The organism is Halalkalirubrum salinum (assembly GCF_005543295.1).
Taxonomy (GTDB): domain Archaea; phylum Halobacteriota; class Halobacteria; order Halobacteriales; family Haloferacaceae; genus Halalkalirubrum; species Halalkalirubrum salinum.
The window spans coordinates 1-14,508 of sequence record NZ_SRSG01000003.1; the positions used below are offsets into that span (position 1 = coordinate 1).

Here is a 14,508-nt window from a genome sequence, read left to right on the forward strand (position 1 = left end):
TCCACGACTCCCCAGTGACACAGTTAGTTCTGCATTAGAGAACGGTCTATGAGACTGCTACGAAATCGTCTCGACATAGAACTGCTATCCAACTACCTCATATTTATTCCTTTATTCTAAATTGAACACGTCTACAGGATGTCTGACTAAGGAGTCTTCATCCTCAGGCGATCCTGCATCAAAACCTCCTTCTCTTGGGTGGTGTGGCCATGGGTTGTTTCCTTCGGGTAGGTGTTCTGAGTTGCCGATTTGCGGATCTTGGCCGTCTTGCTGCTCATAGTTCGCAGACCTCTGATGTAGCCAATCCAGATTGTAACCATCGGTCGGAACAATAGTACGTGTTTCTACTTGTATTTGCCCGGCCTCCTGACTGCCTTCAGTTATATATGCCTCGCTGATTTCGTTGCCATCGCCGTCTTCATAGATCTTCAGCCACTTCTGGAGTTTCAATCCTTGTAACTGCGCTAACCTTTGGACAAAGAATACGTAGCTAAAACAGCAAAAATATAGTAGGTTTTGATGATGACTTTTGAGCCTTTGCTTCTCAGAATGCCTATTTATAGATGTTTTTGGACTTGCCTTCTGAAGGCCTCTACTGAGGCTTGGAGGGTCTCTATCTCAGCTTCCAGTTGGTGTACTTTCTGGATGAGTTCTTTGTGGGTCATGTTTTGGTAGGCCTCTAGATCTTCTCTATCTTCTTTACTGAGGGTTTGGAGGCCTTTTTCGGTGGTTTGGGCTTGTAGTGGTGTTTGGAAGACTCTTTTTTGGCCGTTGATGATGCGTTCTGTCATGCCGTCGGGTTTTTCCAGGTGGATGAGGCCTTGTGTTTCTAGTTTTTTGAGACTGTAGCGGACGTGGTGGTTTTCGAGGGTTGTTTCCTGGGTGATTTTTTGGGTGTCGTTGTGGCCTTCTTGGATGGCGTGGAGGACTGCTTGGTCGATATCCCGAAGTTCGGTCATTGTTCGAGGAGGACGCAGGGTTGTTCGAGTTCGGTGCAGAATCCGGATTCTTCGCGGTAGAGGCAGAAGGCCTGTAGGTCTTCACTGGTGTTGTGGTGGAGTTCGGGGCATTCTGGCTCTATTTTTTCGTCGTGGACTTCCAGGTCTTCATCTGTGATTTCGATTATTCGGTACTCTGCGTTTTCTAGGTCTTCGAAGTCGGTGTAGGCCTCTCCGTCTTCGTCATTGTAGTAGCTGTAGCTGCCTTGTTCGTCCTGGTACTGGTCTCCGCGCCGGTTTTTGGGGTCGTCGACGATGTTCTGAAGCTTCGCAGCGTTACCACCTTCGACGACGTAGAAGACTTCTCGGTCTTCCTCGACGGCTCGTTGGAGGTTGCGTAGGACTTTGACAGGCCTGCTTAGTGTGCTGTGTTCGGCTTCGAGGTGTGCGATACTTTCGTTGGGTAGGTGTACGTGGCCGTCCGGTTTTTCGTCGCCTTGGTCCTGGTAGAGCAGGTTGACTGTGAAGCCGCGTTCTTCCAGTTGTTTCTTGGCTTGTGCGAGGAGTTCGCGGTGTTTGTCGCCGCCGGCGTTGTTGCCTTTCCCGAGGCTCTGCGAGGCCTTCAACTGGGTTGCGGTGTGGGAGGTGGCGGCGGTTCCCTGTTTTTTGAGTTGGTCGACGTCGGTGTCTTCGGGTTCCCAGGGCGGGTAGGTGTCGAACAGGATGGCGTTGTTGTGGCTTTTCTTGCTGGGTTTCTGGACTGCGGCCCGGTACTTGCCTAAGGCCTTCAATTGATCTTTGGAGAGGCCTTGGAACATTCCGGCGATCTGGGTTTCGTTTTCTGACCCGGAGGGGTTGAATGTGATTTTGGTACGGCAGTTGTTGACGACTGCTCTCCGCATGTCGGTTGCGAGTTGTTGGAGGTACTGTGTGGCGAGCCAGCAACCTAAGCGGTATTCGCGGGCCTCGCTGAGGATTTTGGTGAAGTTGCTGCCTTCGCCTCCGAAGTTCTGTAGTTCGTCGACGTAGAGGAAGAAGGGTGTTCGTTGTTCGACGGGTTGGGTGACTCTGCTTTGTGCTGCGGCCCAGATTTTGGTGGTGACGATAGATCCGACGAGTTGGGTGACTGTTTCTCCGACTTCGCCTTTCTGGATGTCGACGAGCAGTATTTTGCTGTCGTCGACGACGTCGCGGAAGTTGACTCCGGATTGTTCGGGGCCGATGACTCTTCGGATGGTGGGGTTCATCACGAAGTCGTTTAGTCGGCGCTGGAGGGGCTCCATTTCATACGAGGTCATGTCTTCTTTGACGCGGACGAGCTGTTCTCGGATGATCTGGTCGTCGGTGTCGTCGATTAGTTGGGTGAGCTGGTCTTGGTTGACGACGCAGCGGAAGACATCGAGCAGACTGTTTCCCTGGTTTTTCTGGATGTTTAGGTCGAGGTGGGCGCGGAGCAGGGTTTCGAGGACGCGTCCGAACTGGTCACCCCAGTTCTCGCTTTGGCGTTTGAATAAGTCGATGAGGTCGGAGACGATGATCTCTTTCTGGTTTTCTCGTTGTGCTTCGGACATTTCCTCGGTGACGTGGGGTTCGAGGACGTTGATCGGTGTGACGGGGTCTCTTGCCGGGTTAATGTAGACGATGTCGTCGATCCGGTCTTTCGGGAGTTTGGCGAGGAATTCGTCGATGAGATCGCCTTTCGGATTGATGATCGCTAATCCGTGGTCTTTCTCCGCGTCTTGGAGTGCGACGTGTGTCAGTAACTGGCTTTTTCCGTAGCCGGTGGGTCCGACGTTGAGGACGTGTGTTAAGCGCTTTTCGTCGCTGAGGCCGATGTTTTCCTCTACTCCAAGATTTGACTCTCGGCTGCCGAGGTAGGTCGTGTTGAGGTCGCCGGTGCTCTGGATCAGTGTCTGGGCTTCGCTGGATTTCATGATGAGGCGTACTGAATGTTTTCTTGAGTGGTGCTGGGTACGGCGGTGAGCGCGGCCAGTTCTTCTACTGTGGTTTGGAAAGGCAAGTTCCAGTTGTCGAACTGTCTGTCAGCGATAGAGTTGGCGAAGTCGACTAAGCGGTGCTCTCGGAGCGGCTGAACCGTGGTTGTGTTGAAGTATTGGCCGGTATCCGGGTTCTCGTAGACGTTGAAGGCCCCGGAGAGTTCTTTTACCCGGCTTTTGGTGTGTTCGCCGGCACCGATTACTGCGAACCGTATCGAGGTGTGAAACCGGTTGTTCCCGGCTTTGTCCTCGATGGCGTCGGCTTGCCGTTTTTCCCGGGGAGTAGCGGGTCTCGATCCCCAGAGTTTTTCTTTTTCTTTTCCGAGGAAGCCTATTCGTTGGTAGGCCCGGTGGTTCCAGTACTTGCCTCGTAGTGGTTTCCCGACGGCGGGTTGGAACAGGATTTGAATCACTACCTGGGTTCCCCGCATTGAGTGGCGGTGCAGTGCTTTTGCTATCGAGTTCGTGGGCGGTTCTTTGAACTCGTTTTTGAGCGGGTAGTGGTCGAGTTGTCCGGTGGTGAGTAGGCCTCCGCCGATCGTGGTTTCGGGTGTTACGGGTAGGCCTGAGGTTCCGGTGTCGAACCGTATTTCGGGTAGGTGGTTGGTGAGTTGTGCCCGGATTTTCCGTTCCAGTCTCTTTGTGGGAACGGTGAACTGGAGTTGTAGGCCGTTCTGTGTTCTCCTGATTTCGTAGCTGGTGATTGGGGAGGTGTTTTTGAGGCCGAGCCATTGGGTTTGGAGTTCTTCGATGGCTCTGATGAACTGGGGAAGTGTGCCTTGGTTGTGGTTTCTGGGAGGCCGCGTTGATAAATCACCGGAACTTTATTTACATGTAATTCAACTTGACAATCATGTCCGATGTGAACACTTTGCATCTATCACGACGTGTGCTGCTTAAGGTGGCGTCAATACTCCCGTTCATAGGGTGGGCGTCACGTCCGGGAAAGGCGGAAACAAGCGTTTTCGTCGATGAGGACGAGTCGCATGTTCGGATCGGAAACAGCCAGCTTGAACTCACATTTAGAAAAGAGACTGGAAGTATCGAACAAGTGAGGGCCGTAGAGTTAGGACTTGATCTCCGGAACAGTTCAGGAAAAGGACCGGAGATGACGTGGGAACTCTCTTTCTATCATCCTGAGACCGAGTCGTTGACTGCGCCATCGTACGAGGCAGAGAAGGCAATAGTCCAAACAAGAGATGACGGTGACGAGGTGGGTGTAACGATAACGTGGACGAACCCGCGACTCTACCCTAATGTCCAGGAAGGGCCTCGTTTTGAGGGAAAAGTCACTGTAGAGGTGTCTGTTCGCGAAAACGACCCCCTGTCTTACTGGCAGATTGATGTTGAAAACAACGATAGTTTGGCAATCAAATCAATCGAATGTCCGAAAATCATGGACATTGATGCGGTCGCAGATGATGGTACTGACGGTATCACGCTCCCGTCTGAGATGGGGCGTCGTTTCGTTGATCCGACACAGAAATTCAAGGAACTCGGAGAATCGGCAGGTATGACTTATCCTTCAGGTTTTGGGACGATGCAGTTCACCTCTTATGCCGGTCCAAATGGCGGATTTTACTCTGATGCTCGAGATACTGAGGGACACGTCAAGCGATGGCGCTGGGGGCAGAGTTGGGAGGACGCAGATCGGCTTCGGTTTGATGCTTCATACTTTCCACCGCAATTGCCGGGAGAAGATGTTCACGTCCCATACACTGTGACATTCGGAGCGTTGGACGGTCAGTGGTACGATGCAGCAGATCGGTATCGTACGTGGGTCAACTCCGAAGGTTGGCTTAGCGATTTTGACGGTGAACAACCCGATTGGCTTCGTGATCTCGGGGCGACCTACCGAATCGAAACCTATCATCCTGAAGGTACAACCGTCGAATTCGATCGAGCCAGTGAGCTCGTTCAAGAGATGGATACGTTCCTTGACCTTCCTCTCCAGTTCCAATTCGGTCAGTGGCAACACGGGCCAGATGATAGTCCGGTTGAGGGCTGGGAGAGTTTCACAGAAACTGTCGATGATCTTGCGTCCGCCGGAATCCGGACAAACTCATTTGTCGGCGGAAACATCATCGGTCGAGATAATTCGGTCTTTGAAGAAAAGGAGGATGCTACCGACTGGGTGGTTCGGGATCAGAATGGCGAACCTGATTGGATCGGTGATCAAGAACAGTTGTATCAAATTGAATCGACCCAGGAAGGGTGGCAACAATATATCCGAGAATACATCGAGAATCTTCTAGATCGTGGAGTCACTGAAATTCAGTACGATGGCTTTCCATACGTATTGCCTGAGTGCTATGATCCGAACCATAATCACCCTCCTGGACAGGGTGGGAATTGGTTTTCATCAGCCGCACGGGAGGACACTCGAGAACTCCAGGAACTGCTCAGGAAGACGGACGATGGCGTGTTAAGTGGTGAAGGGATTTGTGACTATTATGTCCCGTATCTCGATGTCTTCAACACACGTGATGTCTTTGGAGAATATTTCATCCAAGATATCGATACAGGATGGGTCGAGATAATCCCACTGTTCGAATACGCGTTCGGGGATATCGTGGTATCTCGGAACCAGAACCACGAGGGGCTCGAAAACGAACCATCCATCACACGATTGTTCACGGCGCGCGCCCTCATGTGGGGAGCGCTTCCCGTGTTCCGTTATGCTGATCCCGAAGCGGATCCGGAGGTTCCTGGGTTCGACAACCCGCCAGAGTCGCTGCTACACTTTCGACGTGTCGCTCAGGCCCGGGCAGATTACGCTAACCGGTTCCTTGCACGAGGGCGGATGCTTCCGCCACCAGTTATCGACACTGATGAAGTACTACTTACCAGCCATAGTGGAGTTGAAGTCAACACAGACGCCGTCTTGGGAAGTGCGTGGGAATCAGCAGAGGGCGAGACGGGGCTTACATTCACGAATGTTAGCAGCGGGGATACACCACAGACACTTGAGGTAGATATTGATTTCGGTGAACAGCCGTTCTCCATCCCCGAGGGCGAGACGTTGACGTATGTCGTTCGAAACGGTCAGTACGAACGACTCGACAATCCATCTGCGACCGAGCTATTGGTCGAGGTTGCTCCGGATCACGTTGTTCTTGTCGTGGTGGCTCCTCACAGCAGGGAATATGAGGAGGCGCTTGAGGCAATTGTTGATGCACAGGAAGTTGTCGAAGATGATCACGCTGAAGATACGTTAATTTCAGCTAAACGTGCCCTTGAGGCCAGAGACTTCACCGGAGCGATCGAACATGCGGAAGCTACCCAAACTTCTTCTGAATCAAACGAGAACCGATCGGAGACTGGTTCGAATGGAGAAACATCGGAGACTGGTTCGAATGGAGAAACATCGGAGACTAGTGAGGAAATCCCTGGCTTTGGCTGGGTAGCTGGAGCAGCTAGCGTAGTCGGTGCTGTGAGCGCCAAGCTATTGAATGATCGATATAAGCAGGAGTGATCTTCTGTAGCATTATTGCTCGTGCAGAAAGGATGTGTCCCCGGCGCTTTATGATGGTATTTGATAATACTACTTTGACGGAAAGACGGCGTAGCTGCCAAGAAAACGAGAAAATCAAGGGACTGGCCCGGATCCCAGAAATCCGATGAATAATCTGTTGTCCTGAATGGGTCGAAAATCTGTTCCTAGAACATGTGACACTTCTCGTACTCACACGTTTCATCCCAAACCGAATATGAGTGACAAGCCGCTAGTCTTCGGTATCGAGTATCTCGGTCACGCTTTCGATAGGGGCGTAGTATCCACGCTGCTCTCGCCATGTGTCGAGCCATTCATCGGCGATCTTCCGATCGATGTAATCATACTCAACACCGAGAACCAACAGTCCAACCGACCCTGTGACCGGCACGTCATGCTGCTCGGCGACCGTACGGGCGGCGAGGTCGTCGGTTGCCAATGTCCCGTCATACTTGATTGCTGCAAGTAATGAGTCCGCTTCGCCCAGGTCTAATCGTTCTCGGATACCATTGAAATCCTGGTCTGACGAAAGCGGCCGAACGGGTAGTTCGTCGCTGAGAGCGTCAACTGCGGAATCAAGGTATTTGTGGCCTGTATCTAGACCACGTTGCAGTTCATCACGAATCGCTGGAACCACCATTGGCGACTCCAATGTAGCGATCAGAAATGAGATGCTGTCTGTGCTGGCGAAATTGCTAACAACGGTAGTATCAAGAACGACTGGTTGGGGATACCGGCTAGCGATCTACTCGTCAATATTCTGTGCGACGTCAAGTTCTGCTTGGAGATCGTCGTCTGTTCGTGGACCGTACAGCGCTGTAAATCCAGCCTCTTCGAGGAGTTCTTCGAATTCCCAGCGCGACATTCCTGCCGATTCAGCAGCTTTCCCAAGTGAAATTTCACCGAGGGCGTACTGACCGATGACGGTCGCTAGTTCGTCGCTCGCACCAGAGCTGGTAGACGCCATCGTACCTTTCTATCCGGGCTATGTGCCTAAGAGTGTATCCTCCTATGAGGTGCACATGATTCCGACTGGCAACCGTTACTGACAGAGCAGTGTACCGTCCTGATCCTCCTCAAACGAGAAAATTAACTTTTCATCACCGATTCCAGTATTTAACCAATTTTCTGATAGCGAGGCATATGTTCACCCTATTTTCATATCTGTATTTTTATAGCATATAACCAGAAGAAATAAAAATCTACACGACTCAAACTATTCACTACCGCTCAAACCCGTGGATCGCCCAATGTTGTTCAAGAAAAAGTAAATGTGGATACAATTCTGCATCATCTGGAAGGTGCAATGACTGGCCCTCAAGCTGCTTGAACTCATAATGGCCGTTCTTGTCTGGTGCTTCAGTTACCATGATTTCGTGGCTATCAGTAACCGACAACCAACCTGTGTCAAATGCCCAGTGATGGAACTTACACAGAGCGATTCCGTTCCGGACGTCGTTACGTCCGCCTTCAGACACCGGATAGATGTGGGCGGCTTCGACTTCTGGGTTTCCACTGGGGGATTCACGTTGGCACCCACAGACAGCACAGGTGTTGTCGTACGCCTCCCGAATTAATTCAGTGAACGCACGGTCACGCGCTCTTCGGCGTGTCTCAACATACTGCGTTTCATCTTCAGTCAATTCCGGCGCTTGTTCAACCGCTTTCTTCAATTTGGATTTTTGATCTTCGACTTCCGATATAGTTGGTTCACTTGCAAATAACACAGAAGCAAGCGATCCATGCTCCTGTCGTACACTCACTGCCCGCTCATCTGCAACCCTAGTGAAACCTTGGACGACCTGCCGCCCGTCGTATCCCAGCAACGTCCACACTCGGTCAACACCAGGAACATTGTAAGTGAATTCATCGATTGTGAAGAGATGGCGACTCTCTGGATTATTCCATAGTAATTTCCCAACATCTGCATTCTCAAAAGTACGGCTAACAATGCCCCCGCAAAAGAATCTCCCCTGATAATAGAAGAGAACGTAGTCGTCTGGTTCCATCTTGTCGATCGCTGATCGTTTCTTCTGAGCATCTGTTTCGGTCGTTCCCCACATCCGGAGCCGTGCAATTCCTTCTAGCTGAGAGGGAAGCTCACCGTATTGTCGCAGGTCATGGGGCTCTTCGACTGAATTCCTAAACCGATCTCTCCACTCATCATTAACGGGGATTAGATAGAGTCCGCAATCTTCTGCGTCTGAGGGGTCTCGATGTTGCATAGTAAAAATGAGAACTTCCCGCCCACCCTGTTCCTCACGACGATAGCTTTGCACATCAATTTCGCCTTGATATTCCCACCCTGTTCTATCCTGTCTCTTATAGAAGAAATATACCGGAAAATCCGCTAAAATCGCGTCAATGAGCACTGAATTCCCCGGAGAGTCTTCGTTTTGATCGCCGCGTAACCCTTCGCCGATATATTCGAACTGTCCCTGTCTCACGGAATCGCTGTATGGCCCGTCCTCATTCGCAAAGATCAGCAGATACCGATTGTTGTTGTGATCTCGCCGTGGATTGATACCGGAAATTCGATAACCGAAGCCCGTATCGAAGGCTTGCTCAATTTCCTCTTGAGTGAGCCGATCGCCCAGTTCAAGATCCTGCGGCGGTGTATGCATATTCAAAAACATCACAACTGCCCAACATTACTCTTCCCCTGGACATACGAATCCACGAACTCCCTGAACGCCTAATAGAACACCTGAATTAATTTGTCGACTTTCCGGTGAAATCTCAGCGGTACTGTATCGATCGACAACAATCGCCACCTACTCCTCGCATTGAATCCCATTAACGACACGATCGCTTCGTTATCCAAACTGCTGTGCCTCCGAAGACCTATAATTCCCGAGCAGAAACCGTTCTGGGGCGGATAAAAGCCATCGTCGGTCGCCAACCCATGCATTCCGTGTTTCAATACCTCGATCCACGGCAGTCGGTTTTCCCCGTCCCACTGGCATTTATAATCGGCCTCGCGCTGCACGTCGTCGATCAGGCGCTGAATTTCCGGGCTGGGCCCGTCCCGATCGCGATCGCTGCGCCACTCGTCGCTGTATTCACATACATCTATCTCCGACCCAACACGTGGCCGCGCCGCTTTGCCGTGGTGTCCGTGTGGGCGGTTTTCGGCACGGGGATTGCGCTACTCGGTCATGCGCTGCACTCGCTGTCCTACCGGCTTCCGCGCCCGTTGACCGAACCCGAGATGCTCCTGTTCGATCTTGGGACGTTTTTGTGGTTCGTGTTCGCGCTGACGATCGCGTACGTGATCGCCGCTCGAACCACTGACGAGACGCGGGCGTGGATCGCGATCGCCGCTGGGCCCTTACTCCAGTTGCTGTGGACCCTCAGTTTTCGGCTGCTCGTTGCTGTGGGGTTGTACGCGTGAGTTTGCGAACCTTGTGGTTCCGCAAATTTCAGTTGGTCCCTTTTGTCCATTATGCGATCTGTTGACTATACGTATCGTACACAGAGAGGCCTGTTTGAAGGATTTCATACACCTCTTCATTATTTATGGAAGTTTCAAGGCTAAAACCCCGCCCTTCAGGGCGGGGATACAACCGACAACCCATACACTAACCCTGTTCAATGGCACTGCCGGATATTCCACGCCCAGTCGTTACTTTTAATATACAATTTCTCATAACTGGTTATGGACACAGTCTGATGCTGGAGATAACCCGCACCTATCGAGCGAAAATCGTCAACCACCAACAAGTGAGAGACGACCTCGACCAGTGTGGGTTCTCCGCGTCGAAACTGTGGAACGTCGCCCGATACTACACGCAAGGCCGATGGGGTGAAGACGGGGAAATCCCCGACGACGGCGAACTCAAATCCGAACTCAAGAAACACGAACGATACAGTGACCTACATTCTCAGTCAAGTCAGCGAGTTCTCGAAGAGCTTGCTGAGTCGTTCACTAGTTGGTACAAAGCACGCCAACGCGGAGACGAGAATGCCAACCCACCCGGCTACCGCAAACACGGCGACGAACACCCACGCTCCACCGTGACGTGGAAGCAGAAAGGAATCAAGCACGACGCCAACCACAACAAGCTCCGCCTGAGTAAAGGTTTCAACCTGAAGAACCACCGCTCGGACTTCATCCTCTGCGAGTACGAGACGCGACCAGACGTGACCGTGGAGAACATCCAGCAAGTTCGAGCCGTCTGGAACGGCGACCGCTGGGAACTCCACCTCGTCTGCAAGGTTGAGATACCCACAGAGGACGCTCCCGGCGACAACACGGCGGGTATTGACCTCGGTATCAAGAACTACCTCGCCATCGCCTACGACGACGGTGACGCTGAGTTGTATCCGGGGAACGTGCTGAAACAAGACAAGCACTACTTCACCCGTGACGAGTACGATACAGAAGGCGAAAACGGCCCGTCACGTCGTGCGCTTCGTGCCCGTCAGAAACTCTCGCGTCGGAAAGACCACTTCCTTCACGCACTCGCCAAGCACGTCGTTGAGCAGTGCATCGACCACGAGGTCGGTCGTATTGTCATCGGAGACCTGAGCGAGATTCGTAAGGACGAGAACGGTGACTCACGGAATTGGGGTCGAAGTGGGAACAAGAAACTCCACGGACGGGAGTTCGATCGGTTCACCACGTTGCTCGAATACAAGGCGGAGGAACACGGTATTCTCGTTGACCGAACGAGCGAGCGCGACACGAGTAAGACGTGTTCGTGCTGTGGACGGAAGCGTGATGCGAATCGCGTGGAGCGTGGCCTGTACGTCTGTGAGTCGTGCGGAGCGACGATGAACGCGGACGTGAATGGTGCAGTGAACATTCGGAGAAAGATAACTCAGAATCCTCCAACAGAGGATATGAGTAACGGTCGTTTGGCACGGCCAGTAGCCTACCTGTTCAACCAAACCTCCGGGTCGTTCCACCCGAGGGAACAGGTGGGTTGCGAACCTTAATATCCCAACGCTCGGGAATCCTCGCCCTTCAGAGCGGGGAGGATGTCAAATGGCCGTACTCGTGAGCGAGCACGTTCCGAAAGCCGATTGCAGCGACAAGCGTATTGGCCGTTTCTTCATCGATAACACCCTCACGGCTGAGCACGCGAATGGCGCCTTTGGATGTTGTGCCGTTGAATCCAAATTCGCGTGTGGCGATGTGTTGCGCAAGGTCGCCAGAGGCCTGAATTACGTTTTCGAACATCCGTTCGACGGCACGCTGCTCGGTCGTACTTGAAAGAAATTCGCGGTTGGAGAGTGTTTCTTGTTTTCTTTTGAGCTCGCCGTGGTACTGCTCAATCTGTTTGAGTTTAACCGAGATGACCCGTTCGTCAACCACGTAATCCGCCCTCCGCAATCCGATCGATTACCGCGCGCTGTTCACGACGAAGCGCCTCACGTTGCGCATCAAATTCTGTCTCTATTGTCGCCTTGAATTTCTCAAATAGTTGTTTGTCGCCACAGAGAAGTTCGCCGTTCACGGCATCGTGTGCAACATCCACTGGGAGTGATTCGATATCAGAGACATCAACAAAGGGGAGATCTTCGTGTTGGATCTCACCAGACAGGAAACAGCGCTTGTCGAATCGATCGCGCTTAGAAAGCTCATCAGCGAACTTGACGGCAAGATCAAAATCAGATGAGGACGTCGATTCACCCGAGAGCTGTGATCCAAAGACGACAGCAAACACAATATCTGGATCAGCGCAGACCGTCTCCGCTAGGGTAGAACGCGTCGCTGCACTCAGATCCATATATAAAATCACGCCGTATCGTTACAAAAGCATACCGCCGCTCTGAAATGATAAAACTCAACGAACCCGTTACTCAGCATCAGTGTCGGACTTCTTGTTCGCCTCACGGATCTCGATCGCCACATCTGTGACGTGTTGCTGATGCGCTGCTGAGAGTTGTGCGCTCTGGGCCGCATCGAGCTGTCCGTCGACGACCGCGTTCTGTTGTGGCCCCCATCTTTCGGGCGGCTCGGACTTGATGTATTCGACCCAGCGTTTGATACCCTTGATGCGCTGCTCGCGGTTGCGTTCGTGCTTCGCCGCAAGCTGCTCACGCTTGTTTGAGTCGCTCATATTCGTCCTCGACATCGAGTCGTGTTACCCACTGTTCGAGGCGGGGGACACTAAGACTTTCTTCGAACAGCGTGAAGAGGTGAACGGCGTCTTCGAGATCCTTCTGCGCAGCGAGGTACAACTTGTACGCGATCTGTAGTTCGAGCGGGCCGATCGGGACTGCGCGATCGCCGATCTGCGCTGTGATCGCGTTGGTGAGCGATGAACGATCGAACTCATCCCGCACAAATTTGACTTCGAGATGCGGCGTGATCTGGTCTTCCGGCGCGACCCAGAGGTTTTCACCGTTGTTGAGCATCTCGTATATTGAAACGAGCGGCATTGCTGGGCCCCAAAATCCTTCTTTGGCAAGCATCTCCGCAAGTTCCTCTGCAGTCTCTTCGTCGATCCGTTCAATAAGAACGTCGACATCTTCGGTCGAACGTGCTCGGCCGGCGAGAATCGAGACGTATCCGGCGATGTAGACATGTCGGATCCCGAATCGATTGAGAATATCGGAGAACGTGATCGCTAACTCGTCGAGTTGGTTCGGCTCACGCTCGATAATGAGCGTATCGTTTCGAAGCTCAATACCGCCCATAGCGATTCATTAGGTGGCCGGCGCATAAATCCCGCGAGTAGCCGTACTGACTCATTATGTCTATTGTAGTCGTCTCCCGGATCGATCGTCAGCAGGGCCTCCAGCCCCTGCTCGATCGAGAGGTCATTCGCTACAATAAACAGTATCGCCGTACCTGTACTGTTATTTGGCCGCGTCGATCAACAGCTCGATCGCCGGCAGCGGCTCGCCGGTCAGCGCACGGATGTAGGCCCCACCGGCGATCGAGACGTGTGAGAAGTCCGATTCTTCCATCCCGTACATCTCGATCGCCCGGGAGGTGTCGCCACCCCCGACGACCGAAAAGCAGTCAGTGTCGGCGATCGCCTCGAGTACCCCAACCGTCCCGACCGAGAATCGCTCGTCTTCGAAGACGCCGAGGGCCCCTTTGACGAACACCGCATCCGAGTCGCGGATGATCGGCTCGTAGGCCGCGACGCTGTCGGAGCCGATATCGAGGAATGACTCCGTCTTCTCCGCAATTTCGGCCACGTCGATCTCTGCGCGATCGTCTTCCTCGTCAGCGTACGCGAGGTCGACGGCGAGTTCGATCTGGTCACCGCGATCGGCCAAGAGCTCGCCGATCGTGTCTGCGTTTTCATCCCACTGGCTGTCGAAGAGCTCACTGTCGTCGATATCGTATCCGACATTTGCGCCGTCTGCACGCAGGAACAGCTCACCGGCGATCCCGCCCATGCAGAAGGTGTCGATGCGATCGCCGATCGCGTTCATCACGCCGATGACGTCGGTGGCTTTTGTCCCGCCGATGATCATTGTCACTTGGCCGTCGAATTCGCGTTCGGCGATCGCGGTGTTGGCCTCGTACTCCGACTGCATCACACGACCCGCGTACGCGGGCAGGACGAGCGGGAAGCCGACCAGCGAGGCGTGTTTGCGGTGTGCCGCCGAGTACGCGTCGTTGATATACGCGTCGAACTCACCCGCAAGTGTCTGGACAAACTTGGTTTCGGCTTTCACTTCGGGATCTTCTTCGGGGAGTTCCTCGTCGGCCATCCGGGTGTTTTCGAGTAGGAGCACCTCTCCTGCCTCGAGCGATCGGATCGCCTCGAGGGCCGTCTCGCTGTAGATGCCCTCGACGAACCCCACGTCGCGATCGATGTGGTCGGCGAGCACCTCGGCGTGACTCGACAGCGAAATGAAGCTGTCGCGTCCTGGCCGGCCCTGGTGGGCCATGCACACGACGCGGTGGCCCGCCTCGGCAAGTTCGCCGACGGTTTCGGCGTGGCGATCGAACCGGCGGTTGTCCTGGGCGGTTCCGTCTTCGACCGGCGAGTTGAGGTCGAGCCGGACGAGGACGCGCTGTGCGTCGTCGAGGTCGTCAATGGTGTTGAAGGCTGTCATGGTGTCTGTGACTATCCGTTGGTGGATGCGAACAAAAATCGGTGTGGTCGTG

General features: G+C 53.2%; 14 protein-coding genes. 3 read left to right on the top strand and 11 right to left on the bottom strand.

The window, feature by feature from the left end:
* Window positions 1–557: 557 nt before the first annotated feature.
* From E5K03_RS00415 to E5K03_RS00425, 3 genes are read right to left on the bottom strand one after another with little or no spacing between them, the layout of a single operon-like run.
* Window positions 558–959 carry a winged helix DNA-binding protein gene (locus tag E5K03_RS00415; RefSeq protein ID WP_138004412.1) on the bottom strand — a complete coding sequence of 134 codons (402 nt, stop codon included), beginning with the start codon at window positions 957–959 and terminating at the stop codon, window positions 558–560.
* Window positions 956–2,872 (bottom strand): type IV secretory system conjugative DNA transfer family protein, encoded by a 1,917-nt coding sequence (locus E5K03_RS00420; RefSeq protein ID WP_138004413.1) that lies wholly within the window; start codon window positions 2,870–2,872, stop codon window positions 956–958. The genes E5K03_RS00415 and E5K03_RS00420 overlap by 4 nt, the downstream gene beginning before the upstream one ends.
* Window positions 2,869–3,366, bottom strand: coding sequence for a hypothetical protein (locus tag E5K03_RS00425; protein WP_138004414.1), 498 nt, complete (start codon window positions 3,364–3,366; stop codon window positions 2,869–2,871). The genes E5K03_RS00420 and E5K03_RS00425 overlap by 4 nt, the downstream gene beginning before the upstream one ends.
* Before the next feature lie 422 nt (window positions 3,367–3,788).
* On the opposite strand from E5K03_RS00425, the gene E5K03_RS00430 reads away from it, so the two are divergent.
* Complete coding sequence (locus tag E5K03_RS00430; RefSeq protein ID WP_138004415.1) at window positions 3,789–6,410, top strand: DUF6259 domain-containing protein; 2,622 nt, start codon at window positions 3,789–3,791, stop codon at window positions 6,408–6,410.
* A 250-nt stretch (window positions 6,411–6,660) separates the two neighbouring features.
* Here E5K03_RS00430 and E5K03_RS00435 read toward each other — a convergent pair whose 3' ends face one another.
* The 3 genes from E5K03_RS00435 to E5K03_RS00445 form a co-directional block, all read right to left on the bottom strand.
* Window positions 6,661–7,068 (bottom strand): hypothetical protein, encoded by a 408-nt coding sequence (locus E5K03_RS00435; protein WP_240729902.1) that lies wholly within the window; start codon window positions 7,066–7,068, stop codon window positions 6,661–6,663.
* Window positions 7,069–7,173: 105 nt separating this feature from the next.
* Window positions 7,174–7,395 carry a UPF0175 family protein gene (locus E5K03_RS00440; RefSeq protein WP_138004417.1) on the bottom strand — a complete coding sequence of 74 codons (222 nt, stop codon included), beginning with the start codon at window positions 7,393–7,395 and terminating at the stop codon, window positions 7,174–7,176.
* A 256-nt stretch (window positions 7,396–7,651) separates the two neighbouring features.
* On the bottom strand, window positions 7,652–9,052 hold the full coding sequence (locus tag E5K03_RS00445; RefSeq protein ID WP_138004418.1) for an HNH endonuclease: 1,401 nt from the start codon (window positions 9,050–9,052) through the stop codon (window positions 7,652–7,654).
* Between the two features lie 281 nt (window positions 9,053–9,333).
* On the opposite strand from E5K03_RS00445, the gene E5K03_RS00450 reads away from it, so the two are divergent.
* On the top strand, window positions 9,334–9,822 hold the full coding sequence (locus tag E5K03_RS00450; protein WP_138004419.1) for a hypothetical protein: 489 nt from the start codon (window positions 9,334–9,336) through the stop codon (window positions 9,820–9,822).
* Window positions 9,823–10,100: 278 nt separating this feature from the next.
* A complete protein-coding gene (locus tag E5K03_RS00460; protein WP_138004420.1) occupies window positions 10,101–11,369 on the top strand; it encodes an RNA-guided endonuclease InsQ/TnpB family protein in 1,269 nt (422 codons plus the stop codon).
* Between the two features lie 28 nt (window positions 11,370–11,397).
* Here the strand turns inward: E5K03_RS00460 and hepT are convergent, their stop codons facing one another.
* The 5 genes from hepT to E5K03_RS00485 form a co-directional block, all read right to left on the bottom strand.
* Window positions 11,398–11,748, bottom strand: a complete 351-nt coding sequence (gene hepT, locus E5K03_RS00465) for a type VII toxin-antitoxin system HepT family RNase toxin (protein ID WP_138004421.1) — start codon at window positions 11,746–11,748, stop codon at window positions 11,398–11,400.
* A complete protein-coding gene (gene mntA, locus E5K03_RS00470) occupies window positions 11,741–12,163 on the bottom strand; it encodes a type VII toxin-antitoxin system MntA family adenylyltransferase antitoxin (RefSeq protein ID WP_138004422.1) in 423 nt (140 codons plus the stop codon). The genes hepT and mntA overlap by 8 nt, the downstream gene beginning before the upstream one ends.
* Window positions 12,164–12,232: 69 nt before the next feature.
* Window positions 12,233–12,496 carry a hypothetical protein gene (locus E5K03_RS00475; RefSeq protein WP_138004423.1) on the bottom strand — a complete coding sequence of 88 codons (264 nt, stop codon included), beginning with the start codon at window positions 12,494–12,496 and terminating at the stop codon, window positions 12,233–12,235.
* Window positions 12,474–13,076, bottom strand: coding sequence for a hypothetical protein (locus tag E5K03_RS00480; RefSeq protein WP_138004424.1), 603 nt, complete (start codon window positions 13,074–13,076; stop codon window positions 12,474–12,476). The genes E5K03_RS00475 and E5K03_RS00480 overlap by 23 nt, the downstream gene beginning before the upstream one ends.
* Window positions 13,077–13,238: 162 nt before the next feature.
* Complete coding sequence (locus E5K03_RS00485; protein ID WP_138004425.1) at window positions 13,239–14,456, bottom strand: phosphoglycerate kinase; 1,218 nt, start codon at window positions 14,454–14,456, stop codon at window positions 13,239–13,241.
* Window positions 14,457–14,508 lie beyond the last annotated feature (52 nt).

Bases quoted from the DNA above. Each gene is read 5' to 3' on its own strand.
- E5K03_RS00445 (WP_138004418.1), bottom strand. From the start codon at position 9,052: ATGCATACACCGCCGCAGGATCTTGAACTGGGCGATCGGCTCACTCAA.
- E5K03_RS00450 (WP_138004419.1), top strand. From the start codon at position 9,334: ATGCATTCCGTGTTTCAATACCTCGATCCACGGCAGTCGGTTTTCCCC.
- E5K03_RS00415 (WP_138004412.1), bottom strand. From the start codon at position 959: ATGACCGAACTTCGGGATATCGACCAAGCAGTCCTCCACGCCATCCAA.
- E5K03_RS00460 (WP_138004420.1), top strand. From the start codon at position 10,101: ATGCTGGAGATAACCCGCACCTATCGAGCGAAAATCGTCAACCACCAA.
- E5K03_RS00430 (WP_138004415.1), top strand. From the start codon at position 3,789: ATGTCCGATGTGAACACTTTGCATCTATCACGACGTGTGCTGCTTAAG.
- E5K03_RS00440 (WP_138004417.1), bottom strand. From the start codon at position 7,395: ATGGCGTCTACCAGCTCTGGTGCGAGCGACGAACTAGCGACCGTCATC.
- E5K03_RS00425 (WP_138004414.1), bottom strand. From the start codon at position 3,366: ATGCGGGGAACCCAGGTAGTGATTCAAATCCTGTTCCAACCCGCCGTC.
- E5K03_RS00435 (WP_240729902.1), bottom strand. From the start codon at position 7,068: ATGGTGGTTCCAGCGATTCGTGATGAACTGCAACGTGGTCTAGATACA.
- E5K03_RS00485 (WP_138004425.1), bottom strand. From the start codon at position 14,456: ATGACAGCCTTCAACACCATTGACGACCTCGACGACGCACAGCGCGTC.
- E5K03_RS00475 (WP_138004423.1), bottom strand. From the start codon at position 12,496: ATGAGCGACTCAAACAAGCGTGAGCAGCTTGCGGCGAAGCACGAACGC.
- E5K03_RS00480 (WP_138004424.1), bottom strand. From the start codon at position 13,076: ATGGGCGGTATTGAGCTTCGAAACGATACGCTCATTATCGAGCGTGAG.
- mntA (WP_138004422.1), bottom strand. From the start codon at position 12,163: ATGGATCTGAGTGCAGCGACGCGTTCTACCCTAGCGGAGACGGTCTGC.
- E5K03_RS00420 (WP_138004413.1), bottom strand. From the start codon at position 2,872: ATGAAATCCAGCGAAGCCCAGACACTGATCCAGAGCACCGGCGACCTC.